This window comes from Luteitalea sp. TBR-22, assembly GCF_016865485.1.
Taxonomy (GTDB): Bacteria; Acidobacteriota; Vicinamibacteria; order Vicinamibacterales; family Vicinamibacteraceae; genus Luteitalea.
This window is the reverse complement of record NZ_AP024452.1, coordinates 5,435,104-5,461,927: the sequence shown is the minus strand read 5'-3', so window position 1 is coordinate 5,461,927 and position 26,824 is coordinate 5,435,104. Positions and strand designations below refer to the sequence as shown.

General features: G+C 72.5%; 22 protein-coding genes. 12 read left to right on the top strand and 10 right to left on the bottom strand.

Features of this window, described 5'->3' with window-relative positions; translation table 11 throughout:
- Window positions 1-73 precede the first annotated feature (73 nt).
- The 3 genes from TBR22_RS22590 to TBR22_RS22580 are packed head-to-tail and all read right to left on the bottom strand — an operon-like array spanning window position 74 to window position 3,148.
- A complete protein-coding gene (locus TBR22_RS22590) occupies window positions 74-1,009 on the bottom strand; it encodes a proline dehydrogenase family protein (protein WP_239490100.1) in 936 nt (311 codons plus the stop codon).
- Between the two features lies 1 nt (window position 1,010).
- Window positions 1,011-2,129, bottom strand: coding sequence for a 1-acyl-sn-glycerol-3-phosphate acyltransferase (locus tag TBR22_RS22585; RefSeq protein ID WP_239490099.1), 1,119 nt, complete (start codon window positions 2,127-2,129; stop codon window positions 1,011-1,013).
- Window positions 2,130-2,134: 5 nt separating this feature from the next.
- Window positions 2,135-3,148: an isocitrate/isopropylmalate dehydrogenase family protein gene (locus TBR22_RS22580; protein WP_239490098.1), complete on the bottom strand. Its 1,014-nt coding sequence runs from the start codon at window positions 3,146-3,148 to the stop codon at window positions 2,135-2,137.
- 21 nt (window positions 3,149-3,169) lie between these two features.
- Here TBR22_RS22580 and TBR22_RS22575 point away from each other — a divergent pair, with 21 nt between their 5' ends.
- From TBR22_RS22575 to TBR22_RS22555, 5 genes are all read left to right on the top strand, one after another.
- Entirely contained in the window at window positions 3,170-4,543 is a 1,374-nt protein-coding gene (locus TBR22_RS22575; protein ID WP_239490097.1) for a DUF255 domain-containing protein, read from the top strand.
- A gap of 93 nt (window positions 4,544-4,636) precedes the next feature.
- Window positions 4,637-6,436: a transketolase gene (locus TBR22_RS22570; protein ID WP_239490096.1), complete on the top strand. Its 1,800-nt coding sequence runs from the start codon at window positions 4,637-4,639 to the stop codon at window positions 6,434-6,436.
- 22 nt (window positions 6,437-6,458) lie between these two features.
- Complete coding sequence (locus TBR22_RS22565) at window positions 6,459-9,389, top strand: gamma-glutamyltransferase (protein WP_239490095.1); 2,931 nt, start codon at window positions 6,459-6,461, stop codon at window positions 9,387-9,389.
- Window positions 9,390-9,526: 137 nt separating this feature from the next.
- Window positions 9,527-10,015 carry a DinB family protein gene (locus TBR22_RS22560; protein ID WP_239490094.1) on the top strand — a complete coding sequence of 163 codons (489 nt, stop codon included), beginning with the start codon at window positions 9,527-9,529 and terminating at the stop codon, window positions 10,013-10,015.
- Between the two features lie 13 nt (window positions 10,016-10,028).
- Window positions 10,029-10,439 carry an OsmC family protein gene (locus tag TBR22_RS22555; protein ID WP_239490093.1) on the top strand — a complete coding sequence of 137 codons (411 nt, stop codon included), beginning with the start codon at window positions 10,029-10,031 and terminating at the stop codon, window positions 10,437-10,439.
- Here TBR22_RS22555 and TBR22_RS22550 read toward each other — a convergent pair.
- Window positions 10,436-11,893, bottom strand: a complete 1,458-nt coding sequence (locus TBR22_RS22550; protein ID WP_239490092.1) for a class I adenylate-forming enzyme family protein — start codon at window positions 11,891-11,893, stop codon at window positions 10,436-10,438. The genes TBR22_RS22555 and TBR22_RS22550 overlap by 4 nt on opposite strands.
- A gap of 24 nt (window positions 11,894-11,917) precedes the next feature.
- Here TBR22_RS22550 and TBR22_RS22545 point away from each other — a divergent pair, with 24 nt between their 5' ends.
- Entirely contained in the window at window positions 11,918-12,364 is a 447-nt protein-coding gene (locus TBR22_RS22545) for a 3-hydroxyacyl-ACP dehydratase FabZ family protein (RefSeq protein ID WP_239490091.1), read from the top strand.
- Here the strand turns inward: TBR22_RS22545 and TBR22_RS22540 are convergent.
- On the bottom strand, window positions 12,361-13,275 hold the full coding sequence (locus TBR22_RS22540) for a hypothetical protein (protein WP_239490090.1): 915 nt from the start codon (window positions 13,273-13,275) through the stop codon (window positions 12,361-12,363). The genes TBR22_RS22545 and TBR22_RS22540 overlap by 4 nt on opposite strands.
- Before the next feature lie 57 nt (window positions 13,276-13,332).
- Here TBR22_RS22540 and TBR22_RS22535 point away from each other — a divergent pair, with 57 nt between their 5' ends.
- Entirely contained in the window at window positions 13,333-14,499 is a 1,167-nt protein-coding gene (locus TBR22_RS22535) for a DUF2062 domain-containing protein (protein ID WP_239490089.1), read from the top strand.
- 11 nt (window positions 14,500-14,510) lie between these two features.
- Here TBR22_RS22535 and TBR22_RS22530 read toward each other — a convergent pair whose 3' ends face one another.
- The 5 genes from TBR22_RS22530 to TBR22_RS22510 are packed head-to-tail and all read right to left on the bottom strand — an operon-like array spanning window position 14,511 to window position 20,458.
- Window positions 14,511-15,560 carry a metal-dependent hydrolase gene (locus TBR22_RS22530; protein ID WP_239490088.1) on the bottom strand — a complete coding sequence of 350 codons (1,050 nt, stop codon included), beginning with the start codon at window positions 15,558-15,560 and terminating at the stop codon, window positions 14,511-14,513.
- Window positions 15,561-16,595 (bottom strand): lysophospholipid acyltransferase family protein, encoded by a 1,035-nt coding sequence (locus TBR22_RS22525; RefSeq protein WP_239490087.1) that lies wholly within the window; start codon window positions 16,593-16,595, stop codon window positions 15,561-15,563.
- Window positions 16,592-17,278: a glycosyltransferase family 2 protein gene (locus TBR22_RS22520; protein ID WP_239490086.1), complete on the bottom strand. Its 687-nt coding sequence runs from the start codon at window positions 17,276-17,278 to the stop codon at window positions 16,592-16,594. The genes TBR22_RS22525 and TBR22_RS22520 overlap by 4 nt, the downstream gene beginning before the upstream one ends.
- Window positions 17,275-19,734: an MMPL family transporter gene (locus TBR22_RS22515; protein ID WP_239490085.1), complete on the bottom strand. Its 2,460-nt coding sequence runs from the start codon at window positions 19,732-19,734 to the stop codon at window positions 17,275-17,277. The genes TBR22_RS22520 and TBR22_RS22515 overlap by 4 nt, the downstream gene beginning before the upstream one ends.
- A gap of 28 nt (window positions 19,735-19,762) precedes the next feature.
- Entirely contained in the window at window positions 19,763-20,458 is a 696-nt protein-coding gene (locus tag TBR22_RS22510) for an outer membrane lipoprotein carrier protein LolA (protein WP_239490084.1), read from the bottom strand.
- Window positions 20,459-20,483: 25 nt separating this feature from the next.
- On the opposite strand from TBR22_RS22510, the gene TBR22_RS22505 reads away from it, so the two are divergent.
- The 5 genes from TBR22_RS22505 to TBR22_RS22485 all read left to right on the top strand — a co-directional run bounded on the left by TBR22_RS22505 (window position 20,484) and on the right by TBR22_RS22485 (window position 26,786).
- The gene (locus TBR22_RS22505; protein ID WP_239490083.1) at window positions 20,484-21,704 is read left to right on the top strand and encodes a beta-ketoacyl synthase; all 1,221 of its coding nucleotides are present in this window, start codon (window positions 20,484-20,486) and stop codon (window positions 21,702-21,704) included.
- Window positions 21,705-21,984: 280 nt separating this feature from the next.
- Window positions 21,985-22,737 carry a 3-oxoacyl-ACP reductase family protein gene (locus TBR22_RS22500; RefSeq protein ID WP_239490082.1) on the top strand — a complete coding sequence of 251 codons (753 nt, stop codon included), beginning with the start codon at window positions 21,985-21,987 and terminating at the stop codon, window positions 22,735-22,737.
- A 7-nt stretch (window positions 22,738-22,744) separates the two neighbouring features.
- Entirely contained in the window at window positions 22,745-23,002 is a 258-nt protein-coding gene (locus TBR22_RS22495) for a phosphopantetheine-binding protein (RefSeq protein ID WP_239490081.1), read from the top strand.
- 5 nt (window positions 23,003-23,007) lie between these two features.
- Window positions 23,008-23,847: a polysaccharide deacetylase family protein gene (locus tag TBR22_RS22490; protein WP_239490080.1), complete on the top strand. Its 840-nt coding sequence runs from the start codon at window positions 23,008-23,010 to the stop codon at window positions 23,845-23,847.
- Entirely contained in the window at window positions 23,832-26,786 is a 2,955-nt protein-coding gene (locus TBR22_RS22485; protein WP_239490079.1) for a sigma-E factor regulatory protein RseB domain-containing protein, read from the top strand. The genes TBR22_RS22490 and TBR22_RS22485 overlap by 16 nt, the downstream gene beginning before the upstream one ends.
- Window positions 26,787-26,824 lie beyond the last annotated feature (38 nt).

Here is a 26,824-nt window from a genome sequence, read left to right as displayed (position 1 = left end):
ATCCCCCGCCACGGCCGATGCCTCGGCCGGGACGGCTGCGGTGGCGGCGCGAAGTTGTCTCGAGCGTGGCGCGTCAGCGCTCGCGCAGCAGGCTCTTCAGTACGAACCCGACGTTCGCAGGGCGTTCACCAAGACGACGCATGAAGTATGGGAACCATTCGCGGCCGTACGGAATGTAGACACGCATCCCGAAGCCCTCCGCCCGCAGTGACTGCTGCAGGTCGCGTCGCACGCCATAGAGCATCTGGAACTCGTAGGCGCCTTGCGGCACGCCGGCCTCGGTCGCCAGGCGTCGGGCGGCGGCGATCATGTCCGGGTCGTGCGTCGCGATGGCCGGGAAGTGCCCGGCGCGCAGGAGTCGCTCCATCAGGCGCACGTACGCGTCATCAACCTCGGCCTTGGACTGGTAGGCGACGGCTGCCGGTTCCTTGTAGGCACCCTTGACGAGGCGGACCCGGGCGCCCAGTGCCAGCACCCGTTCGAGGTCGTCCTTGCTGCGCTTGAGGGCCGATTGCAGCACGACGCCGACGTTGGTCGTGCCCTCGCGCCACACCGACTCGAACAGCGCCAGCGTGGCCTCGATGTACGGCGAGTTCTCCATGTCGATGCGCACGAAGAACCCGAGCTCGCCCGCCCGGGCGAGGATGCGGCGCAGGTGCGCCCCGGCCAGGTCGGCCGAGAGGTCCAGCCCGAGCTGGGTGAGCTTGATGGAGATGTTGCGGCCGACGCCCGCGTCGGCGATGCGGGGCATCATCGCGAGGTACGCCTCGGCGGCCGCGCGTGCCTCGGCCTCGCTCGCCACGCTCTCGCCGAGCAGGTCGAGCGTCTGGGCCAGGCCTTGCGCTTCCACGGCGCGGGCCGCGCCGATCGCCTCGTCGATGGTCTCGCCGGCAACGAAGCGGCGCGCGAACCCACCCTGTCCCCGCATCCCGTAGCGGCTCGCCACGCGCTTGAGCGTGGCGCTCCCGGCCAGCGTGCCGAACACGGCCTTGGACAGGGCGTCGATCATCTCAGGGGATGGGACGCGGCGTGTCGAGCAGGTGTTGCAGCTGGCGCGCGTAGTAGCGCAGCGTGAAGCGGTCGCGCACCCGCACGAGGTCGATCTCGCGCTGCAGGACGCCGCGCTCCTCGAGCAGGGCCAGGCCTTCGTGGGTGGCCTTGCGCGCCGAGGTCGTCTCCATGTTCGCGCCCGAGGCCACCAGCCGGCCGATCAGCGCGTCCACGCCGCCCACCAGGTCGTCGTAGGGGATGGACGGGCGCATCGCTCGCGCGACCAGCGCCGTCGGCAGCACCTTGTGGAGCCGGCCGATGGCGGCCAGCGACTGCTGCGCCAGGTCGATCACGTCGCGTCGTGACCGCGCCTCGCCACCCGCGAGCGTGATCGGCTCGCCGAAGGTGACGAACGCCCGCGACTGGTAGCCGACGGCGGTGCCCACCATCTCGGCGAGTTCACGCGTGAAGGGCCGCTGCCGGCTCTTGGTGACCTGTGGCGCGAGGATCTTGTCCTCGAGCACGAGGTCGTAGGCGATCGCCAGCGGCAGGATGTGCAGCGTCGGGACCTCGGCGGTGACGACGGCGTTGAACAGGCCCGTCTTCGCCGACTTGAGCGCGCCGCTGTAGCTGCGCCCGCCCTCGGGGTAGAAGAACAGGTCGTGCCCCTGGAGCAGTTCCGCGACGTAGGCCTTCAGCGTCACCAGGTACGCCGCGTCACGGGTGCCGCGCCTGATCGGGATGGCGCCGGTCACGTGCTTGTGCAGCAGGCCGAGCGCGCCGCCGAACAGGTTGATGCCCGCGGCGATGATCGGTGGCCGGATGTCGAAATCCTCGAGGATCAGCAGCTCGATCAGGTAATCGACGTGGCTCTTGTGGTTGGAGACGTAGACCACCCGACCCGATTGCACGGCGGCGTGCGCGCGCTCGATGTGCTCGGGGATGCGCTCGACCTTCCGGAGGATCGGGTACAGCGGGTGCTGCAGGGCGCGGTAGATCGACCGCCGCTGCGTCGCGCGCAGTTCCTCGAGGTATTCCTCGACCCGCGCCAGCGCGGCGGGTTCGCCGTCGGGCGGTTCGAACAGCCGGCGGACGTCCTCGCGCGCCAGCACCTGTTGCCGCAGGTCCTCCACGATCACGGCCGTCAGCCCCGATGGGCGTGGATCTCGCGCACGACCGCGTCGGTGAACTGGGTGGTCGACGCCGACCCGCCGAGGTCGCGCGTGATCGTCGTGCCAGCCGCCATCACCCGGGTCAGGGCGCCGAAGATCACGTCGGCGGCCGTCCGTTCGCCGATGTGGCGCAACAGCATCAGGCCCGACAGCAGCAGTGCCGTCGGATTGGCCTTGTCCTGCCCGGCGATGTCCGGGGCGCTGCCGTGCACCGCCTCGAACACCGCGGCCTGCTCGCCGAGGTTGGCGCCGGGCACGACGCCGAGGCCGCCCACCAGGCCTGCCGCCAGGTCCGACACGATGTCGCCGTAGAGGTTGGGCAGCAGCAGCACGTCGTACTGCTCGGGCCGCATCACGAGCTGCATGCACGCGTTGTCGACGATCTTCTCGTCGTACGTGATGTCGGGGAACTCCCGGGCGACGGTCCGCGCGCTGCGCAGGAACAGGCCGTCGGCCTGCTTCATGATGTTGGCCTTGTGGATGGCCGTCACCTTGCGGCGCCCGTTCTCGGTCGCATGGCGGAAGGCGAACCGCGCGATCCGCTCGCTGGCCGTCGCGGTGATGATCTTCAGGCCTGCCACCACGCCCGGCACGATCTCGTTCTCCATGCCGGAGTAGAGATCCTCGGTGTTCTCGCGGACGATCACCATGTCGACGTCCTGGTACCGGGAGGGCACCCCGGGCAGGTTGGTCACCGGTCGCAGGTTCGCGTACAGGTCGAGGGTCTTGCGCAGGCCCACGTTGACGCTCGTGAAGCCCTCCCCGACGGGCGTCGTCACCGGGCCCTTGAGGGCGACGCGATTGGCGATCACCGAGTCGAGGAGCGACTGCGGCAGCGTGCTGCCCGTCTGCTCGACGGCCGTCACCCCCGCGTGGTGCTCGTCCCACTCGATGGCGACGCCGGCCGCCTCGATGATGCGCACGACAGCGGCGCTGACCTCCGGCCCGATGCCATCCCCTGGAATGAGCGTTACGCGGTGAGCCATGGCTTGGTCATTATAGGACCCGTGGCTCCCCCCGACTGGCAGCCGTGGCACACGGCCGCCTTCCTCGACGCGCAGCGCCGCCGTCGGCCCGTGCTGCTGCTCCTCGAGGCCGCGTGGGCCCCGGCCAGCGCCGACGCGCACGCCCGCGTCTTCGCCCGGCCCGATGTCGCGGCCGCGATTGCCGAAGGCGTCGTGCCCGTCCGCGTCGACGTCGACCGCCGGCCCGACATCGCCGACCGGTACGGGCTGGGTCAGTGGCCCACCCTGCTCCTGCTCACGCCGGAAGGACATGTCCTGACCGGGGGCACGCGGCTCGACGAATCGCTGGCCGCCCGCCTCCGCGTCGCGACCGACGCGTACGCGGCCCACGGGTGGCGCACCCCGCCGCCGGCCCCCACGACCGTCCCTCCAGGGGCCGACCCTCCGGATGTCGGGGCCGATCAGGCCGGCGACGTGCTGGAGGCCGTCATGCAGGGCGTGGCCGCGCCGACGCTGTCTCCTTCGGGCGCGCCGGCTGCGCTGGCCGCGCTCTGCGCCTTCGCGTGGGCGGCCGTCGGCCGCGACGCCGACTGGGCCGCCATGGCCGCCTCGCTCCTCGACGCGGCCGCCGAGGACCTGCCCCGCGATCCGGATGCGGACGATGCCGGGGGCCCGCGTCGCCTCGAGGACGAGGCCGCGTGGGTTCGCGTGCTGGCCCGCGCCGTGTGCCTCGACGCCCTGCCGTCGTGGCAGTCACACCTCGAACGTCGGGTCGCGGCGCTGCGCGCGCTCAGGCGGAACGACGGGCACTGGCGTCCCTGGGTCGGGGCGGGCGGGCTCGTCCTCGTGGACGCGAGCGCGCGCGCCTGTGCCGCGCTGCTCGCCGCGGCCGCTGCGATGCACGACGATGAGCTCGCGAGAGAGGCAATCGAGGCGCTCGAGGTCCTGGCGCCGGCGGCGTATGCCCGGGGCGCCGGCGTCTCGCACGTGCTGGAGCACGGCCACGCGCGCGGCCCGCTCCTGCTCGACGATGCGATGGCGATGGCCGTGGCGGTGCTCGACGCCGACCAGTGGCGCGACGAGCCCGTCTATCGCGACCTTGCCGAGGAACTGCTCCAGACGGCGCTGGCGCGGCTCGCCCACCCCTCGGGCGCGCTCGTCGATCGGGTGGCGACGCTGGCCGGGGCCGGGCAGGTCGGGCGGCTGGCCGAGCCGCACTTCCCGCTGGTCGGCAACGCCGAGGCCGCGCGGCTCCTCGTGCGCCTGCACGGGGACGATCCCGAAGCGATGGCGCGGGCTCGCCGTATCCTCGTGGCGATCGGTGAGCAGGCCGGCGCGGCCGGTGTGTTCGCGGCGCCCGTCGGGCTGGCCTGGATCGGCCTCGAACCGGGCGGTCGGTCGACGACCGCGTGGTAGACTACGCAGTCCCCGGAGGTCCTTGTGTCGCCGTCAGTTGCACCTGCTCACGCGTCCCTGCACAACATCGCCACCCGCCTGCGGATCGACTCCGTGCGGAGCACCACCAAGGCCGGTAGCGGTCATCCGAGCACCTGCGCCTCGGCCGCCGAGATCGCCGCCGTGCTGTTCTGCGGCGAGATGCGCTACGACCCGAAGGATCCGCACCGGGTCGACAACGACCGTTTCATCCTCTCGAAGGGGCACGCCGCACCGCTGCTGTACGCCGCGTGGGCGGAGGTGGGCATCGTGTCGCGTGAGGCGACGCTGACGCTTCGCGAGCTGACGAGCGACCTCGAGGGCCATCCGACGCCGCGCCTGCCCTGGGTCGACCTCGCGACCGGCTCGCTCGGGCAGGGCCTGGCGGCCGGCGTCGGGTGCGCGTTGAACGCCCGCCGCATCGGCAGCGACTACCGCACCTACGTGCTGATGGGCGACGGCGAGATGGCCGAGGGCTCGGTGTGGGAGGCGGCGCAGAGTGGCCAGTTCCACCAGCTCGACTCGCTGTGCGCGATCGTCGACCTCAACGGGCTGGGCCAGAGCCGCGCGACGCAGTTCGGTCACGACACCGAGACGGTGGCCGCGCGCTGGCGCGCCTTCGGCTGGCACGCGATCGTCCTCGACGGGCACGACATCGGCGCGCTGCAGGCCGCCTTTGCCGAGGCGCGCGCCACCAGCGGCAAGCCGACCGTGCTCGTCGCGCGCACCGAGAAGGGCAAGGGCATCGCGCTGATGGAAGGCAAGGCCGGCTGGCACGGCAAGCCGATGTCGGCAGAGCAGGCCGAGGCGGCCGTGGCCGAGCTCGAGGCGCAGTTGGTGCCCGAGGGCGGTGCCGGGCGCCCGGAGATTCCGATGCCCTCGGGCGTCGTGACCCGCCCCGATCCCGCGGCGCCGGCGGTCGTGGAGGCCCCGAGCTACACGAAGGGCGACCTGGTGGCGACGCGCGAGGCGTACGGCACCGGCCTGGCGAAGCTGGGCGTCGCGGATGCGCGCGTCGTGGCGCTCGATGCCGACGTCAAGAACTCCACCTTCACCGACCGGTTCGAGAAGGTGGCGCCGGAGCGCTTCTACCAGTCCTTCATCGCCGAGCAGGTGATGGCGGGCATGGCGATGGGCCTGGCGGCGCGCGGCGCGATCCCGTTTGCCACGACCTTTGCCGCGTTCCTGACGCGCGCGGCCGACTTCATCCGCATGGCCGGCATTAGCGGCGTCAACACGAAGTTCGCCGGCAGCCACTGCGGCGTCTCGATCGGCGAGGACGGCGGCTCGCAGATGGCGCTCGAGGACCTGGCGATGTTCCGCGCCGTGCCTGGTTGCGCGGTGCTCTACCCGTGCGACGCGGTCAGCGCCGAGAAGCTGGTCGCGACGGCCGCCGCCCATCCGGGCATGGCCTACATCCGCACCAGCCGGCCGAAGACGCCGGTCATCTACGACGCCGCCGAGTCGTTCCCCGTCGGTGGCTCGAAGGTCCTGCGCTCGTCGGCCTCCGATGCGATCACCATCGTCACCGCCGGCGTCACGGTGTTCGAGGCGCTGAAGGCGGCCGACGCGGTCGCCGCCGACGGCATCCACGTGCGCGTGATCGACCTCTACTCGGTCAAGCCGGTCGACGCCGCGACGATCACCGCGGCGGGCCGCGAGACCGGGCTGTTGGTCACCGTCGAGGATCACTACGCCGCCGGCGGCATCGGCGACGCGGTGTGCGAGGTGGCCTCGCCGCTCGGCCTGCGCGTCGAGCGCGTGGCGGTGCCGGGCCTGCCCCGCAGCGGCACGCCCGAGGAACTGATGGACGTCAACGGCCTCTCGGCCGCGAAGCTGGCGGCCACCATCCGTCGTCTCGTCAGCGCCCGCTGACGGGTCAAGGCGGCCGTTCGGCATGTCCGCAGGCCCGCGCCTCGGCCGGCTCGTCCTCCTCGGCGGCGCGCTCGCCGGGGCGTGGCACCTCGGCGTGCGCGCCCAGGACGACCGCCCGCTGGCCGCCGTCCGCGACGCGGCCTGGGCGCCGTCGGGCGGCCGCATCGCCGTCTCCCTGCTCGACCAGATCTGGACGATGACCCCGGACGGGCGCGATCCCCGCCCGTTCGTCGCATGGCCGCGCGGCACGGCGCCCGCCGTCGAGCGCGATCCGGCATGGGCGCCGGACGGGCGCCGCCTCGCCTTCGCCGCCGACGTCGGTGACGGCTTCGACCTCTACGTGGCCGAGGAGGGGCTCGCGCCGCGGCGCCTCACGATCGCCCCCGGCGAGGAGCGCCAGCCGTCCTGGACACCGGACGGCCGGCTGGTGTTCGCCCAGCGCGTGCGCGATCAGTGGGGCCTGATGATCGTCAACGTCGACGGCTCGGCCCCCGGCCTGCCGCCGCAGATCGGCACGGTGATCGATACGCCCGCCGACGAGCGCGACCCGGCCGTGTCGCCCGACGGGTCACGTGTCGCCTACGTGTCGAGCCAGGAGGACGATCGCGGCGCCGACGACATCTGGGTGCGCGCGCTGCAGCCCGACGACCGGCCGGAGGGGCGCGGGGAGCCGTCAGCGTCGCGGCCGCCCGACGAGCGCGGCTGGCGCGTGACCGCCACGCGGGGCCGCGAGAGCGCCCCGGCCTGGTCGCCCGACGGCTCGCGGCTGGCGTATGCCTCGGCGGCCGACGGCACCGGCGCGGTGTGGGTGACCCCGGTCCCCACCGCGGAGGCGCTGGCCGAGCGCCGTGCCTCGAGCGGCGGCGGCGACACGGCGATCCTGGTGTCGCGATGGCGGTCCCAGCCGGCCTGGTCGCCCGACGGCCGCACCCTGCTGCTCGCCGACCTGCCCGACGAGCTGCCGGCCTACAACGGCAATCCCTCGCGGGTGCCCGCCGAGCCGCCGCCGCTGTTCGAGCGCGGGCGGGGCTTCACGCTCCGCACGATCCCTGCACCGTTGCCGCCCGACGCCGGCGCACAGCGCATCACGGGGGCGATCGCGCCCGACGCGACGCGCTTCGGGCTGGCCTTCGATCGCACGTGGGCGCTGCTCCGCGACCTGTACTACCAGGCCGGTGCATCGGCGGCCGCCTGGGACCTGCTGAAACTGCAGTTGCGCCCGCAGGCGGTCGCGGCGCGGACTGCCGCGGAGCTCGAGCGCGTCGTCGACGACCTCGTCGCACGCCAGCCGCTGGCCCGCACGCCGGTCACCTCGTCGGACGCGCTGGTCGTGTCAGGGCATCGCCTGGCCAGCGAGGTCGGCGCGCGCGTGCTCGCGCAGGGCGGCAACATCGTCGACGCGGCGATTGCCGTGTCGTTCGCGCTCGGCGTGGTGGAGCCCGATGCTTCGGGGATCGGCGGCGACGGCATGGCGCTGCTGTTCCTCAACGGCATGCGCGAGCCGGTGGTCATCGACTACAAGGACCAGTCGCCGATCCACGCCACGTTGACCAACGCGGCGATCTTCCGCGATGGGCGGCTGGTCGGCGACGGGCCAGCCGCGGCCAACATCCCCGGCATGGTCGCCGGCATGGACCACCTGTACCGACGCTACGGGTCCGGCCGCTTCACGTGGGCACAACTCATCGCGCCGGCCGTGGAACTCGCCGCCGATGGCTACGAACTCGACGAGGCCCTGCCGACCACGCTGCGGGAAGGCCGCGCGCGGCTCGATCGGTGGCCCGAAGCGGCGCGCGTCTACTTGCCCGGCGGCCGCCCGCCACGCGCCGGGGAGCGGTTCGCCAATCCCGACTACGCCGCCACGCTGCGCACCATCGCGTCGGAAGGCGCCGAGTCCTTCTACCGCGGCAGCCTGGCGCGGCGCATCGCCGCCGACATGGAGGCCAACGGCGGCATCATCGGCCTCGAGGACCTGGCGCAGTACCAGGTCATCGAGCGGGCGCCGGTGTCGGGGCGCTACCGTGGGCTGCAGGTGTTCGGCGCGCCGCCGCCGGTCTCGACCGGCACGGCGCTCATCGAGACGCTGCAGATCCTCGACCACTACCCGCGCGTCGCCGGCACGTCGGGCACCGGGTCGGCCGACTACCTGCACCACGCCATCGAGGCCTGGAAGGCGCGCGACCCGTTGCGCCGGGTGGCGGACCCGGCCCTCTGGCCCGTCGAGGTGGCGCCGCACCTGGAGCCGGCCCATGCCGCGACCCTGTTCGGTCGCATCGATCCGGCGCACGCCCTGCCGTTCGCCGACGACACGGACAGCGGCGGGCAGGGGCAGGGCGATCGCATCGGTCGCGGCACGACCGCGTTCGCCGTCGGCGACGCGGCGGGCAACGTCATCGTGATCACGCAGACACTCTCCACGTGGGGCGGCAACTTCTACGTCTCCAAGGGCCTCGGCTTCCTCTACAACAACCACCTGCGCGGCTACCGCACGGTGCGCGGCGCCTACGGCCAGTTGCTGCCGCTGATGCGCTCGTCGTCGACCAGCGCCCCGACGCTGGTCTGCGAGGACGTCAACGGCACGCTCAAGCCGCGCCTGGCGCTCGGCGCGGCGGGCAATGCGTGGATCACCGCCTCGGTGTACGGCATCATCCTGGCCCACGTCGATGGTGGGCTGGGGGCCCAGGCGGCCGTGGAGGCGCCGCGGTTCCTCGTCGGCCGTGACCCTGCCGATCCTGCCGGGACGCGTCCGCGCGTGCAGATCGAGGATCGTTTCCCGGCGCCGCTGCTCGACGCGCTCGCCTCGCGCGGCCACCACTTCCAGAAGATCGGCCGCAAGGGGGAGTTGCGCTACGGCTACGCGTCGGCATTGCAGTTCGACGCGACCACGGGACGACTCGAAGCCGGCGCCGATCCGCGCCGATCGCACTTCGCCGTCGCCGTGAAGCGTCAGTGACAGCGTACGGCTCAGGGCTCAGGGCTCAGGGCTCAGAGAGCATTCTGAGCCTCGAGCCTCGAGTCGGAGTTCGAGCCCTACGGCCGACTACCGACTACCGACTGCCGATCGAGGCTCCGTGCTGCTACCGTGAGGCCATGGCCACTTCACGCACCGCGTTTCTCATCGACGAGTTGCACCGCGCGTTCGATGGCGACCCCTGGCACGGGCCCTCATTCATGACGGCGCTTGCAGGCGTCACGCAACGGCAGGCCCAGGCGCGCCCCTCGGCGGACGTGCACAGTATTGCCGAGATCGTCGCGCACGCGACCTCCTGGACGGCCGAGGTCGCGCATCGCCTCGGCGGTCACCCCGCCGGCGACCCCGAGGACGGCGACTGGCCCATCCCGTCGGCGATCGACGAGGCCGGCTGGGCAGCGATGCAACTCGCGCTGGCCAACGCCGTCGCCAGGACGATCGAGGCGATCGCCGGCTTCCCCGAGGCCCGGTGGGACGACCGGGTCGGCGACGCGCGAGAGGCCTCGCTGGGCACGGGCGTGACCTACGCGCAGACCGTGTCCGGGCTCGTGCAGCACTTCGCCTACCACGGCGGGCAGGTGGCCGTGCTGCGCAAGCTGGCAGGCTGATAGGCTGGGCGTCATGAGCCTGAAGGTCCTCGACGCCACCCTCGGCACCACGTACCGGACGACGCTGGCCGTCCGCCAGCACGCCTTCGCGGCCGACGAACCGGCCGACGCGGGCGGCACCGACACCGCGCCGACGCCGGTCGAGCTCCTGCTCGGCAGCCTCGCCGCGTGCACGGCGATCACGCTGCGCATGTACGCGCAGCGCAAGCAGTGGCCCCTCGACGGCGTCGACGTGCAGGTGCAGTACACCGCCACGCCGGTGCCGACCATGGTCAAGGTGATCACGCCGCGCGGCGCGCTCGACGACGAGCAGAAGGCGCGGCTCCTCGAGATTGCCGAGAAGTGCCCGGTGGCCAGGCTGCTGAAGTCCGGCGTCACCAGCGAGTCGCGCCTCGGCCCCGTGGACGGGGTCGCGATCGGCTAGCGACGCGCGTCGGCAAGCACGCGCGCGACGCGCGCGCGGTCGACCTTGCCGCGGTCGGTGAGTGGCAGCGCACGCGTCACCACCACCACGCGCGGCAGCTTGTAGGGCGCGAGGTGCGGCGCGAGGGCCTCGCGGATGGTGCGCGCGTCCCAGGCGGCGTCGCTGGCGACGAGCACGCCGAGCGCCTGCCCGCGCAGCGGGTCGTCGACGCCCAGCGCGACCGCATCGTTCACCCCCGGCAGCGCCCGGAGGGCCGCCTCGACCTCGTGCGGGTGCACCTTGCGGCCCGCGACGTTGACGAACGTGGCGACGCGTCCGGCCAGCGTGTACGCGCCGTCGGCATCGCGGCGCGCGTAATCGCCGGTCAGGTACACGCCCTCGAAGGCCGGGCCGTCGTGCGCGCCAGCGTACCTGTCGATCACGTTCGGCCCGCTCACCTCGACCCGGCCGGCGCCCTCGGGGGCGTCGGCGTCGGGCACCAGTCTGACCCGGCTGCTGCCCATCGGGCGTCCCACCGGCACGCGCGGGTCCAGCGCCTCGCTGTCGTCGAAGCAGATGCCGCCGGTCTCGCTCGACCCGTAGAAGGACCGCACCTTCAGCCTCGTGGCCGTGTGAAAGGCCGCGACGGTCTCGAATGGCAGGCGCGCGCCGGCCGACACCACCAGTCGCAGTGTCGGCAGCGGCGGCAGCGCCTGGTGGCGCGCCAGGTGCTCGAACATGAACGGCACACCGGCGAACGTCTCGAGCGCCCCGGCCACGACGTCGCCTGCAACCTGCGTCGGCACGAACTGCGGCCGGAGCAGCACCGGCGATCCCTGCCACAACAGGGGCATCACCAGGTTGCTGAATCCGTACGAATGGGAGAGGGGGATCACGCCCAGCTGCGCCGAGCGGGGCCCGATCGCCATGGCGTCGGCGATGTGCCGCACGTCGGCGATCAGGTGGCGTTCTTCGGTGCACGTGGCGCGCGGCTCGCCGGTGCTTCCAGACGTCAGCTTGAGCAACGCCGCCGGCGCGTGACGACCGGCCTCGGGCGGCGTCGGTGGCGTCCAGGCGATGAGCGCACCTGGCAGCGGCATCGCCACGCTGACCGACCCACTGCTCCGCAGATCGATGCCCTCGTGCACCACCACCGCGGCGGCCTCCCATCGCGCCGCGAGTGCGGTGAGTTCGGCGGGTGGCGCGCTGCGGTCCACGGGCATCAACGGCCAGCCCTCGCGCAGGCAGGCGAGCACGAGGGCGGGCATCGCGGCGACGTTGCCGACGCTGCTGATCACGAGGTGGCCGCGCACCAGTCCACAGGCCGTGAGTGCCGCGGCGAGGGCGCGGGCGTCGGCATCGAGCGCCCGGGCCGTGAGCGTGCGTCCCTCCCCGGGTGCCATGACGAGGACGTCGTCGGCACGATCGCGCGCGACGCGGTCGAAGGCCTCGGCAATGGGGGAGGAACGGGTCATGGCGCGCCTGGGCGATGATATGCCGTGGATTACCTCTCGCTGCTGCCTCACACGCCGCCGATGCGCCTGGTCGAGGAGGTCGTCTCGGTCGACCCCGGCCAGCAGGCGGTCGCCCGGCGTGTCACGCGCGCCGACGACTTCTTCTTCCAGGGGCATTTCCCGGGACAGCCGGTGGTGCCGGCGGTGGTCCTGATCGAGTTGCTGGCGCAGACGGGTGGCCTTGCCGCAGGCACGCCGCGTCCTGGCGAGCCGCACCAGCCTCGCGCCCTGCGCGTGGCGGCCGTCGACGGTTTCCGCTTCCCGGCGGGGTGCGGCGCCGGCGTGACGCTGGAAGCCACCGCCAGGGTCGCGGGCCGGATGGGCGGGCTGTTCAAGATCGAAGGCACCGTGACCGCCGACGGCACGATCGTGGCGCGTGGTGCGCTGACGCTGGCCGACGTACCGGGCCGCGCACCGGCGGCAGGGGCCTAGAGCTCGGCGACCCCCTCGATTTCCACGAGGAGGTCGGCGCGGCACAACTCGGCCTGCGCGTACTCGATGTCGACGCACTCGCCATAGCGCGCCGCGACGAGCGCGCGCACGACCCCCACGTCCTCGCGACCGACGAGGTACACCCGCAGGCTGGTGAACCGGGCCTGCGCGCCATCGGTGCCGTGGCGGGTCTCGGCTGCGGCGAGCAGCGCGTCGAGGTTGTCGAGGGTCTCCACGGTCTGCGCCGCGACGTCGCCGACGTGCACCGTCTGCTCGCCCCTGATGCTCGCCGTGCCCGCCACCAGCAGCCACCAGGCCTCTCCGATGGGGTGCGGCAGCTGGGTCGCGCGCGCGAAGCAGGGCGGGCGCGGCCCGTAGCGGCGCGAGTACTTGTAGGCGGGCACCTGACGGGGGTTCTCGACCGGCGACCCTGGCGCGTCGGCGGCCAGGCAATGGATGGCCAGCGCCTCGCCGAGCACGCCCACGCCCGAGGCGGCGGCCAGCGTGTGATCGAAGTCGTTGGGCGAGCCGTGCCAGTGCTCGCAGGCAGCGAAGCGGCCGCCGTTGAACACCATGTACCGATCCAGCCCCTCGCCCGACGGCGTGTGGATGTGCGGCACGAAGTTCCAGAAGCGCACGGGGTGGCGTTGCTGGGCGTTGAGTGTCGTGGCGACCGACAGGTACGCGTCGCGGACGTCGGCGGCCAGCACATCGGGGGCAAGCACGTGCGCGTGCGGGATGGTCACCGAGACGTGCGTGAACCGCGGACCCGTGCGCACCACGACCGTGCCGTGGGCGGTCTCGGTACGCGAGATGACCGGCGCGGGTCCCAGCAGGGTGTCGACCCAGGGCGGCGGGAACGGGGCGAGCGGAGCGACCGTGAGGAGGGAAGAAACCGTCGACTTGGGCATCACTGCACGGCGACCCCGCATCCGTCTGCGCGGGACGAACCGCCATAATACCCGAAGATGACCACGGCTCCGTTGGCTGGCAGCGCCCGCGCGCTGTCACGCGCCACCCGCCTGCAGCGCGCCATCCACGCGCTCAGGACCGAGGGCGACACCCGCGGTCGCGAGTCCCTCGCGATCGGGCTCGGGCTCATGATCGGCTGCACGCCGTTCTGGGGCGTGCACTTCGGCCTCTGCTGGCTGCTGGGCAGGATGCTTCGCCTCAACCGGCTGAAGATGTATCTGGCGGCCAATGTCATCAACCCCCTGATCGTCCCGCCGCTGTTCTACGCCGAGGTGCAGGCCGGCGCCCTCGTCAGGCGGGGCCATTTCCTGTCCCTGTCGTGGGACATGCTCTCGGCCGACCGCATCTGGGCGTTCGGCGCCGACCTTGTGGTCGGCAGCGTGGTCGTCGGAGTGATCGTGGGCCTGGCGGGCGGGATCGTGACATGGGCGGCGCGCCGGCCGGCCACCGATCCGTTCTTCCAGTTGCTCGTACGACGGGCGAGCGACCGCTATCTCGACTCCGGCATCACCGCCTGGGAGTTCGCCAGGGGCAAGCTCTCGGGCGATCCGGTCTACGCGGCGGCGCTGTCGATTGCGTTCCCGGCCGCCACCGGCACGCTGCTCGACATCGGTTGCGGCCAGGGGCTCACCCTGGCGCTGGTGGCCGAGGCGCAGCAGACCGCTCGCGAGGGGGCCTGGGACACGTCGCGGCCCGATCCTCCACAGTTCGACCGGCTCGTCGGCGTCGAGTTGCGGCCCCGCATCGCGCGCATCGCGGCCCGCGCGCTCGAACACGAAGCCGAGGTCGTCAGCGCCGACGCTCGTGAGGCCGGCCTGCCCGGGGCCGACGTGGTGCTGCTGTTCGACGTGCTCCACATGCTGCCCGACGACGGCCAGCGCGCCCTGCTGCGCGCCGTGCACGCCGCGCTGGGGCCCACCGGGCGCGTGCTCGTTCGCGAGGCCGACGCATCTGCCGGCTGGCGCTACCGGATGGTGCGCCTGGGCAACCGCCTCAAGGCGCTGGTCACCGGGAGCTGGCGACAGCGCTTCCTGTTCCGAACGTCAGCGGACTGGCGTCGCGTGCTGCACGAGGAAGGCTTCGTCCCACACGTCGAGCCGATGGGATCCGGGACGCCCTTCGCCAACGTGCTGATCACGGCCGGGGTGCGCGAACGCAGGTGACGCACGCCTCGTCATAACCCAATCCCCCAGCGCTGCGGGGATCGCCGCTGCAGGTGTCCGCCGAGCCAGATGAGGGCCTCGTATGGGCGGCCCTGCGCATCGTAGGAGCCGCCGAACCACAGCGCGCAACGCAGCGGGCCCCGTGCAGGCCTGACGTCCTGGTGCGGCACGTCGTCCTGCGCGTCGGCCTGCTCGGAGGGCGTCCAGCAGAAGCGCGCATCGGACCAGAACACCACGTGCCCCGCGTCGTCGTCGCGGACCGTCGCGAACGCGAAGGGGTGCACGGGCACGAAGTTGCGCGCCGTGGCGAAGTCGGCGAGCGAGGCGCGGGCAAACGGCGCGTCGGTCGCCGGTGGCTGGCTGAAGCGCAGGCGCGCGCCGGGGACCACGCCGTCGGCCTGCCACGCGCGCAGCGTGCCGTCGGCGAGCCGGTCGACGAACGACCACGCGCGCCAGGACCCCCACACGGCTTCCACCGCCACCCGCGTCGGTGCCGGGCCGGCGCTGGCGGCCGCCGCCTCGTAGGCTGCCGTGGCCCGCGCCCGCGTCACCAGCTTCACGCCACTCAGCAGCGCCAGCAGGACCAGCACGAGCGTCGCCGCGGTGCGCGGCACGCGAGGCCACACCCACAGCGCGACGGCGCCGACGACGAGCACCGCGATCGCGAGCGGGTCGGCCATCGCCACCACCGGTGCGGTCATCACCCGTTCCGACAGGGGCCACAACAGGCGGATGCCGGCGCCCGAGTAGACATCGAAGAACACATGACTGAGGACGCCGAGCCAGGCGCCGAATGCCAGGGCGCCGAGTGACGCCTGCGGCGCCCATGTCCTCACCACGCCGGCCGTCAGCAGTGCCACCAGTGGGCTGCCGGCGAGCGAGTGGGTGCCCAGCTCGTGCCAGCGGAGGTAGACGTCCCAGCCGACGGCCATCAACGCGGCGTCGACGTCGGGAGCCAGGCCACCCAGGACGGTGGCGGCGACCACGCCACGCGGCAGGGCACGTGCGGGCCGCAGCGCGGCGACCATCCGGGCCAGCAGCAGGTGCGAGACCGGATCCACCTAGCGCGGGTCCTCGTCGATGCGGACCGGCAGCGATGCCGCCAGCGCGCCCGTTCCGACGCCCGGTGAACCGTCCGCGCCACACGCCGCGTCCTGTCCGGTCCGCGATCCGCGATCCGCGATCCCCGGCTCCTCCCAGTACCGATAGAACTGGTACCAGCAGTCCGGACGCGCCGCGATCTCGCGCTCGAGCAGCGTCGCGACGCGCTGCGCGGCGCGCTGCACCTGCTCGTCGCGGTTGCCGGTCCGGTCCAGCAGGATCGGCTCCTGCGGGCGCGCGCGGAACCGGCCCCGCCCCTCGCGCACCAGGAAGATCGGCACCAGCGGGGCACCCGTCAGGTACGCCAGCATCGCTGGCGCGCCCATGAAATGCGTACGTCGCCCGAACATCGTCACCGGCACCCTGTCGCGCTCGACGTGCCGATCCATCAGCATGGCCACGGCGCGCCCCTCGGCCAACCGGCGACGGATCTGCAGCGGGGTGTCCAGTGACTGGCGCACCTCGATGGTGTCGGCGTCGAGCTCCGTGCGCACCTGATGGCGGATGCGGTTCACGTTGGGATCGGGCTCCGGCATGGCGACCACGGTGAGCGGCACCTGCAGCGCCTTCATCAGCACGGCGCCCGCCTCCCAGTTGCCGAAGTGGCCCGTCACCAGGATGGCGCCGCGGCCGAGCGCCAGTGCGTCCTGCAGGCGGTCGGCACGCTCGTAGGAGAAGCGCTCGAGCACCTTCTCGCGCGACCACGACAGCGACCGCATGAAGTCCATCCAGTCGTCGGTGTACGTGTGGCAGGTGCGGTAGGCGCGGCGACGGAGCTGCGCGTCGGTCTCGTGCGGGAACACGGCGCGCAGGTTGTGCACCAGCGCGTCCCGCACGCTCGGCATCAGGTGGCTCACCAGCCACGCCCCCGCGTGCGCCACCGGCCACGACAACGGCAGCGGCACGTACCGCGATCCGAGATAGCTGCCGCCGACGATCAGCGTGCCGTTGAGGCGGTGGCTGACCCACCGGACCGGTTGCTGCTGCGTGCTCATCTGTCCGACCTCCCGCCGCGGCGCAGGAACCGGTACACCAGGGCCAGCACGATGTTGCGGGTCGTGTCTCGCACCGGACGGATCTTGCTCGCCTCGCCGGCGTACACGGCCTTGATCGGCACGCGCGCGATGTGCGCGCCGCGGCGTGCCAGCTTCACCACCAACTCGGTCTCGAACTCGTAGCCGGTCGCCTCCAGCGGGACCTGGCGGAGCACGTCGGTGCGGACCACCCGGAAGCCCGACTGGGTGTCCGTGAGGTCCACGCCCATCAGCGTCGCCAGCATCCAGCTGCCGATCACGTTGGCCCAGTAACGCGACGCGGGCATCTCCTCGCGCACGAACACGCGCTCGCCGATGACCATCGCCGCCCCCGAGCCCGCCGCCTCGGCCAGCAGGGCCGGGATCTCCTGCGGTCGATGCTGCAGGTCGCCGTCCATGAAGAGCACGTGCGTGGCGTCGCCCTGGAACACCCGCGACAGCCCGGCACGGATCGCCGTGCCCTTGCCGCCGTTGCGTTCGAGCCGCATCACCTCGGCGCCGGCGGCGGCCGCCGCCTCGGCGGTCCCGTCGGTGGAGCCGTCGTCGACCACCAGCACACGGTCGACGTTGGCCGCGGCGCCGACGACCACCCGGCCGATGGTGGCCGCCTCGTTGAAGGCCGGCACGAGCGCCCAGACCTTCATCGCGACGACTCCCTGCCGCCGACCAGCGCCGGCAGCACGAGCAGCGACGCGACCAGCGCCGCGCCGATCGTCGCCACCGAGACGAGCCCCAGCGAGTGCAGCGGACCGTACGACGACCACACGAGCGTCCCGAAGCCGACGATCGTCGTCGCCCCTGCCAGCAGCAACGCCGGACCGACGAGCGACAGCGCACGCGACACGTCGAGGCCTTCGGGACCGAGTGTCGGGTGCAGCAGATGGATGCCGTAGTCCACGCCGATGCCGAGGAACATCAGGATGGCGAACACGCTGAACAGGTCGAGCACGACGCCCGCCCATCCCAGCGCCCCCAGTCCCCAGATGATGCCGCAGATGGTGGGCAACAGCGCGAGCGCGGTCGGCCGGACTGCCCGGAACTCGAGCCAGATGAGCAGCACCACCACCAGCGCGCCGACGCCGAGCCCGATGCTCAGTTCCCGCGGCAACCGCGCCGCAAGGGCGGCGTTGACCAGCGGCAGCCCCGTGAGGATCAGGCCGGGCTGCGCTGCGACGCGCGCACGCAGCGCTTCCACGGCTGCCGGATTGTCGGCAGTCGCATACGTGGCCACCAGGTACTCCGCCCCGTCACGCCGGATGAAGCGCCCCGCGAGGTCGCCGAGGCCGTGCGCCTCCAGCTCCCCGAGCGTCAAGGCCTGGGTCGGATCGAGCACGCGGTCCAGCCGGGCCCGGAACGGCGCGAACGTGCCCGGCACGAACCCCAGGTCGTCGGCGGCCGCATCGACCGCGTCGGCGACGGTGGCGCGCCGCGGCGCCAGCGAGGCGAGCTCGCGCCGGCGTGCCTCCTGCACCTGCGCCGAGGGGAGCAGTACGGACGGACCGGCATGGGCCAGGCCGTCGACGTCGGCCAGCGAGCGTTCGAGGGCCTCGTGCGCCGCCAGGAGCGGTTCGAGGGTCGGACCCCGACCCAGCACGAGGTACATGTCGGCAGCGAGCCCGAATCGTGACGTGATCTCGGTCTCGAGGGCCAGGCCTTCGGTCACCGGGCGCAGCCGCTCGATACGTGGATCGACGCGCAGCCCGGGCAGGCCCCACGCGAGCGGCAGCGTGATCAGGGCGGCGGTCGCCAGGATGGCGACGCGATGCCGCGTCACCCACGGACCGAGGCCGGGCAGCGTCAGGTCTCGCGAGCGTTCCACCCACGCGCGGCCCGGCAGGCCGGCCACCAGAACGGTGAGCGTGAACAGGCCGGTCAGCAGGATGCCGAGGCCCACGACGACGCCGAGTTGCTGCAGGCTCGGAAAGGTGACGAACCAGAGCCCCAGGAACGTCGCCGCCGTGGTGACCTCGCCGAGCACGATGCTCATCCCGATGCCGCCGAGTTCACCGACCGCCTCGAGGGGCGTCAGGCCGCGGGCCAGCCCCTCGCGATACGCAACGAACAGCAGCACCAGGCCGTCGTCGCCCAGGCCGAACAGCATCGCGGTGGCCCCGGTCGCCGCGGCCGACAACTGCACGCCGGCGACCTGGTGCAGGGCGAGCGTCACCAGGGTGCCGAGCAGGATCGGCAGGGTGCCGAAGATCACGAGCCAGGCATTGCGGAACGACAGGTACAGCAGCGCGAGCACGCCCACCATCGACCACGCGGCGTTGCTGATGGCCTCGCCGCGCATCAGCGTCTCGGTCTCGATCGCCGTCCGATGTCCACCCGCGATGTCCATCCGCGGCGGGGGCAGGTCGTCGTCCTTCCACTGCGTCGTGAACCGATCGCGCACGCGCCGTTCGGCCTGGCGGACGTGGTCGAGCAGCGCGCGGGCGAAGGTCGTGTCGAACGGCGGCTGCACCGGGTGCACGACGAGCAGTTGCGCGCGCCCGTCGGTCGTCACGTACCCCTCGTTGCCCGGCGGCGCGAGGCGCAGCACGCCCGAGGCACCGTCGAGGCGCGCCGTGGTGAGCTCGAGCCAGCCGAGCGGATCGCGCTGGGCGAGTGCCTTGAGGTCTTCCGAGGGGAGCGCGAGCATGTCGCGCGTGCGGGCCAGTTGCGCGGGCACGCGCTCCGGCGCCATGCGCGCCACCGCTTCGGCATAGTTGGCCGGATCGAGCAACAACAACTGCCGGTCGGTCAGCCAGGCCCAGTCCCGTGAGCCGTCGAGGCGCCCCGCATCGACCCGCCGCACCTCCGGCAGCTCGCGGAGCGCATCGACCAGGGCGTCGACGTACTCGGCGTAGTCGGCGACGACGCCGTCGGGAGGCGCCTCGACGAACACGTACAGCGCGTCGAGGCTGCCGAACCGCTCGAGGTACGTCTCGAAGGCGTCCACGGCGCCCGATTCCCGTGGCATCAGCTGCAGCACGTCGGTGCCGAAGCGGATGCGCAGCGTCGGCACGAGGCTGGCGAGTGCGAGGACGGCCGCGAGCGCGAGCACGAGGCCGCGCCGGGCACGCGCCCACGTCATGAGCGCCTGGACGAAACGAGTCACGTGCGGGGAGCCGGGCTGCGAATGGCGGTCAGCGTCGCGGGGCGACCGTGAACGCCTGGGCGTCCACCGGGGGATTGAGGCGGACGTCGCTGAATTCCATCAGCCGGGCATCGCCGCCGGGATACTCCATCTTCAGCGCCTGGAGCTGCAGCGAGGCCTTGTCGATCCACAGCAGCACGCGATTCACCCCCTCGCGCATCTGCCGGCGCCTGGGGGTGAAGGCGACGCGCCAGGCGCCCTTCCGGTCAGGCGCGTCGACGGTCGCGATCTCGAAGTGCTTGCGCAGCTCGGCCGGCGACGACAGGACGAAGAAGCGCTCGGCGCGTCGCATCGTGCTGGTGATGTCGCGGCTGTCGCGCGTCGCCCGCGACGGCCAGTCGATTGCCAGCGTGTTGCCGTTGACGATGACCGTGCGCGGGTCGCTGCCGGTGTAGTCGAGGCGCACCTGGTTGGGCCGTCGGCCGACGAGCGTGCCACGCGCCACCTGCGGCGCCTTGAGCAGGGTGGAGGTGCTGGTCTCGACGAAGCTGGCCGACACCGTCTTCAACGTCGCCTCGACCGGGGCGCCGCGGCGGAAGATCTCGTCGAACGGATCGGCGGCCGCCGTCGCCGGCGGTGCCGGGGCCTGCGTCGCCCCCGATCCCGCAGCGCCGGCGCCCGCCGTGGCCAGCCACAGGGCGACTCCGGAGGCGAAGACTCGTCGAAGCGGCCGTTGAAGAGCCATGAATCGAAATGGTAACGTACCGCCCGTGCAGCGACGGGCCGCAATCACTGGCGTTGCCGCCTGCTCCAGCCTCGGCCAGACCGACGCCTTCCTCGACGCGCTGCTCGCCGGCCACTCGGGCATCCGGCCAATCACCTCGTTCGACGTCTCGGAACGGCGCGCCAAGCAGGCAGCCGAGCTGATCGACTTCACGCCGGGCGCCTTCATCCCGCCGATGAAGCTGCGTCGCATGGACGAGGTAGGCGCCCTGGCCGTGGCCTCGGCCCGGCTCGCGCTCGACGCGGCGGGCCTGCCGCGCTCCGACGCTGGCTACGACGATGTGGGCGTGGTGTTCGGCACCTGCACCTGCGGCGTGCACTCGACCGGCGAGTTTCTCGATCGCCTCCTCGAGCTCGGTCCCACTGGCGCGCCGGCGTTGCTGTTCAGCAACACGGTCGGCAATGCCGCGGCGAGCCTCGTGGCGCTCGAGGAGAAACTGCGCGGTCCGAACACGACGCTGAGCTACAAGGAAGCATCAGGCCTGGCGGCGGTGGCGCTGGCCAGCGACCTCATCCGCGCCGGCAAGGCCGGGGCTCTGGTCACCGGCGGCGCCGAGGACATCTACGACCTCTACTTCCAGGTGCACGACTGGTTCGGCGTGCTGTCGGTCACAGGCGCTTACCCGGAAGGGGCGCGGCCGTTCGATGCCACCCGCAACGGCTTCGTGATGGGCGAAGGCGGCTTCGTGCTGGTGGTCGAGGACCTGGCGCGCGCCGAGGCGCGGCAGGCGGCGGTGCTGGGCGAGGTGCTCGGCGTCGGCGCCAACGCCGGCGTCACGGCGGTCAACGCCTGGCCCACCGATTCGGGACCGCTCGTGCGCTGCATGCGCATGGCGCTCGACGAGGCCGGCGTGCGTCCCGACGAGGTCGGCGCGGTGTACGCCGCCGCCAACGGCGCCATCGACTTCGATCGCCTGGAGGCTGGCGCCATCGCCGAGGTCTTCGGCGGGCGCCCTGTCGCGACGACATCGGTCAAGGGCGCGGTCGGGGAAGGCGGGATGGCGGCCGCGGCGTCGCTCGTCGCGGCCGTGATGGCCGGCCGGCGTGGCCTCGTCGCGCCCACGGCCGGGCTCGCCAACCCCGACCCATCGCTGGCCCCGCTCGGCTGGGTGATGGGGGCGGCCGCGCCGCTCGCCTCCCCGTACGTGCTCGTGAACAGCTTCGCCAGCGGCGGCACCAACTACAGCCTCGTCATCAAGGTGCACTAGCCACCCGGTCCCGCTACCCGGCCCCGCTGGCCCGCTGCGCGCTGGCCGGCGCCCGGTACCCGGCGCCCGGCGCCCCGTACCCGGTGCCCGGTGCCCGGCGCCCGGTACCCGGCGCCCGGCGCCCCGTACCCGGTGCCCGGTGCCCGGTGCCCGGTGCCCGGTGCCCGGCGCCCCGTACCCGGTGCCCGGTGCCCGGTGCCCGGTGCCCGGTGCCCGTCTTCACCCTTGGTATAGACTGTGCCTTTCGCGGTCCCCATCCGGACGGCCGCGTGGGACCGGCGTGTACGAATCGCTTGCCTTGTCTGGCCGGGTCGCCCTGGTCACTGGTGGATCGCGCGGCATCGGTCGCGCCATCGTCGAGGTGCTGGCCCGTCGCGGCGCGGCGGTGGCCTTCTCCTATCGGGAACGCGAGGAACCTGCGCGGGCGCTGGTGACGGCGCTCGAGGCGGAAGGGGCGCGTGTGTGGACGACGCAATGCGACGTCGCCGATGAGGCGCAGGTCCAGCGGATGGTCGCCGATGCCACCAGTGCGCTTGGCAACATCGACATCCTGGTGAACAACGCCGGGGTCACCCGCGACGGTTACCTGATGATGATGGACCGCGAGAAGTGGGACGCCGTCCTGCGGCCCAACCTCGACGGTGCCTTCTTCTGCGCGCGGGCGGTGGTGCGGGGCATGCTCGTGCGCAGGTGGGGCCGGATCATCAGCCTGACGTCACCGAGCGCGGTGGCGGGACTGCCCGGCCAGGCCAACTACGCGGCGTCCAAGGGCGGACTCATCGGGCTCACCCGCACGCTGTCGCGGGAACTGGCGCCCAAGGGCGTGCTGGTCAACGCCGTGATGCCCGGGCTCATCGAGACGGACATGACCGCGGCGATACCGGAGGCGACGCGCGAGGCGCACCTGCGCAACGTGCCGGTAGGGCGACTGGGGACGGCGGCCGAGGTCGCCGAGATGGTGGCGTTCCTGAGCTCGGACGCGGCAGCGTACGTCACCGGGCAGGTGATCGGCGTGGACGGCGGGCTCGTGTAAGGCACTCATGACTGACTTGCGTTCCGACATCAAGGCCGCCATCGTGCGTGCCCTCAAGCTGCCCATCTCGCCTGACGAGATCGACAGCGCCGCCCCCTTGTTCGGCGCCGGCCTCGGGCTCGACTCGATCGATGCCCTCGAGCTGGTCCTCGAGATCGAGCGCTCGTTCGGCGTGGTGATCGGCGACGAGGAGACCGGCGGCAAGGTGCTGCAGTCGGTGGACGCCATCGCCGAGTACATCGAGGCGCAGCGCAAGACCGCCTAGCGCCCATGGCGTTGAACGCCTTCACGGTCGACGTCGAGGACTGGTTCCACATCTGCGGCGTCGACGACCGGCTGCCCGCGTCGCAGTGGGACCGCCTCGAGAGCCGCGTCGTGCCCACCACGCGCGCCCTGCTCGATGACCTCGCGGCCGCCGGCCAGCGCGGCACCTTCCTGGTGGTGGGCTGGGTGGCGGAGCGCCATCCCGCCCTCATCCGCGAGATCCGCGACGGCGGCCACGAGATCGGCCTGCACGGTCACCGGCATCGCCGGATCTTCGAGATGACGCCGGAGGCGTTCCGGCAGGACCTGCGCGACAACCTCGCCGCCCTGGCGGCCGCCGGCGCGGGCCCGGTGGTGTCGTTCCGCGCGCCGGAGTGGTCGCTCAACCACCGGGCGCCGTGGGGCCCGGCCATCCTCGCCGAGGAGGGCCTCCGCATCGACGCGAGTCGGGCCCCCGTGGCGCGCGTCGGGTCGCCCGGCTACCCGCGTCGCCCGTACCCGCTGGCGACGCCCGCGGGAGCCTTGCTCGAGGTGCCGCCGCTCGTCGGGCGTCTTGCTGGCCACGCGGTGCCCCTCGGCTGGGGCTGGGGCCTGCGCAAGGCCGCGCCGGCCGACGTCGTCTCCGCCATCGCGGCGAACAACCGTGACGGAGACCCGGCCGTCCTTACTGTGCATCCATGGGAGCTCGATCCCGCCCCCCCGCACGTCCGCCTGCCGGCGCCACTCGCGTTCGCGCATTACTACAAGCTGTCGGGCTTCCGGGAACGGCTGCGGCAGGTGCTGGCGGGGGCGGAGTTCGGGCCGCTCTGCGAGTTGCCCGACGCCAGGGCATGGCTGGCCGACTGAGCGCCGTCTTCGCGGTGCTCGCCACATGCCTGGCGGCTCCGTGGGCGGGCGCGCAGCCCTCTCAGCCGAGGCCCCCACGGCTCTTCTTCGAACTGCTCCCGGCCGACGAGCCCGCCTGGCCGACCCTGCCATCACCCCCGGAGGGACTGCGCGCGGCGCGCCGCATCGTCGTACCCGCGCTGGCGCCTGATGCGGCTGGCCGCGTCGCGGCTTCGCGCGGGTGGCCGGTGTGGCTGTCGGTCGTCGTCCCGGAGCCCGGCAGCATCGACGCCGCAGCGTGGCCGCAGTGGATCCGCGACGTGGTGGCTGCGGCGCCGGCCCTTGCGGCCGTCGAACTGGTGTTGGGAGATGTGAGGGCGTCTTCCTCCCCTGGCGTACGAACAGGCGCGTTTCTGGTGAAGCTCGCGGCTGCCGAGATTCGTGCCCGCGACGCCGGCATCCCGATCGTGCTCGGGGGGCCGGCATCGACGAGCGCCGCGCGCGACGCGCTCGTCACCCCTGACGTGGCGCCCTCGCTCGATGCGTACGCGATTGACGCGGGTGGCGACGTGGAGTCGACCACGCGCTGGATTGCCGATCGCGACCCGGGCGCGAGCCTGGTCCAGGGCACTTTCGCCGTCGTCGACGCCCCGGCGGCAGCCAGCGCGCGCGCTGGCGCGGCGCGCTTCGCGGAACTCGAGGTGTCGTCGGCGGGCGCGCCCATCGCGGCGCGCGGCTACGTGCTCTCGGCACAGGCGCTTCGGGCGGTTCTCCCGGTGGCCGGCCGCCTGCGCGATCTCGACCCTTCCGACCTCGCGACAGTCAGCACCACGCCCGACACGCTGCGCATCTCGGCCAACGACGTGGACGTGACGGGCTCGCGCCGCTGGCGCCTGCTCTACAACCTGTCGACGCTCGGGACGTACCTGGTGGTCGACGGCCTCGGCCCATCGGAGGAGCGGCTCGATCTCTCCCTCGTGCTCCCGTCGGCGGGCACCGTGGTGGTGCGGGACCCGCTGACCGGTCGGGATCGCCCGGCCTTGCGCGTGACGCGCGACGACGCGCGGCAGCGGACGGAGGCCACGGTGGTGCTGCCGGGGCAGGGCCCGTGGGTGGTGGACTTCAACCGCGGGGCCGAGGCCGGTTTCATCGCGCAGGAGGAAGTGACCGGCGCCCGCCTGCCCACGGTGGAGGAGATCCTCGCGCGGCACCAGGCGCGCCAGGCGCTCGAGCGCGACGCGTCGCCCCGGTACGTGATGAACGGCCGGATCCAGCAGTACTTCCGGCCCACGGTCACCGACCCGGGCTACGACGTGATCACCGTCAACCGGTTCTTCGTCGATCGCGTCGAGGGCACCGAGTGGGAGGAGCGCGAGTTCAGCGTCAACGGCGCGAAGTTCGGCGAGCCGCGGCCGCCGTTCCCGCTGCTGCAGGCCGAGAAGGTCCTCACGCCGCCGTTGCAGATCGAGCTCGACGCGCGGTACCGCTACCGGTTGCAGGGTTCCGAGGCGATCGCGGGACGCGACACGTGGGTCGTGGTGTTCGAGCCGGAGCGCAAGGACCAGTCGCTGTATCGCGGCACCGTGTGGATCGACAAGACGACCTACGCGCGCGTCCGCCAGCAGGCCGCGCAGACGGCGCTGTCGGCGCCGGTGATCTCCAACGACGAGGTGCAGGACTTCGCACCGGTCCGCGCGTCGGACGGCCGCGAGGTGTGGCTACCGGCGCGGATGTACAACCAGCAGTTGATCCTCATCGCCGGCCGCAACCTGCTCGTCGAGCGGCGCATCACGTTCTCCGACTACGCCATCGCGCCGGGCGACTTCGCGGCGCAGCGGCAGGAAGCACGTGGCGGGGCGCGGACGATGTATCGGGACACGGACGCGGGTGTGCGCTACTTCGTCAAGGAGGGCGATCGCCGCGTGGTATCCGATGTCGCCACGACACGAGCCAAGGCCCTCGCGCTCGGCGTGACCATCGACCCCGGCTTCGGCTATCCGCTGCCGATTGGTGGCATCAACTACCTGAATTTCCGCTTCCGCGGCCGGCAGGACACGCAGGTGGCGGTACTGTTCGCGGGGGTGCTCGCCGCCGGCAACATCCAGCGGCCGAAGGCGCTGTGGGGGAAGGTCGATGCCTCGCTCGACTTCTTCGCGATTGCCCCGCCGTCGACGGATCGGTTGTTCGGACCTGCAGGCGAGCGCGAGGATCAGAGCCTGCTCACGTGGCCGCTGTCCACCGGCCTGAACCTCGGCTGGCAGGCGACCACGTACCAGCGGATCTCCGGACAGTACCTGTTCCGCTTCGACGGCTACGTGCGCAACACCACGACCGCCGAGGACTTCGTCACGCCGACCAGCACGGTGACCAACGGCGTCGGGCTGCTGTACGAGTACCGGCGCAGCGGCTATTCGCTGACCGCCAACGGCACGTGGGCGCGGCGCGCGTCGTGGCGGCCCTGGGGCGATCCCACGGCGCTCACCGCGACGCCGGCCGCGTATGCGAAGTACCAGGCGGTGGCCACCAAGGCGTTCTACCTCGGCCCGTTCAGCAAGATCATCGTCAACGGCGCGTACTTCGGCGGCGACCAGCTCGATCGGTTCAGCCAGTACCAGTTCGGGCTGTTCGACGACACCCGGATCCACGGCGTGCCGTCGGCGGGCGTGCGCTACGGCGAGCTCGCGATGGCGCGAGGGCAGTACTCCTTCAACCTGCTCGACCAGTACCGGATGGATTTCTTCGTCGACCAGGCCTGGGGCCGCACCCGGCCCGGTGGCGTGCCCGGCGTGAGCGCCATCCCGTGGGAGCCGCTGACCGGCGTCGGCGTCGCCTTCAACGTTCGCGTGCCTGGCAAGGTCGCCTTCATCCGCGGCGAGGTGGGGCACAGCTTCCTGCCCGATCGGTACCGGGGGCTCGGCTCGACGACCGTGCAGGTGATGCTGCTGAAGCCGTTGAACTGACGCAGGGCTGATCGTCGACCTGAAGGTCGACGGCCACG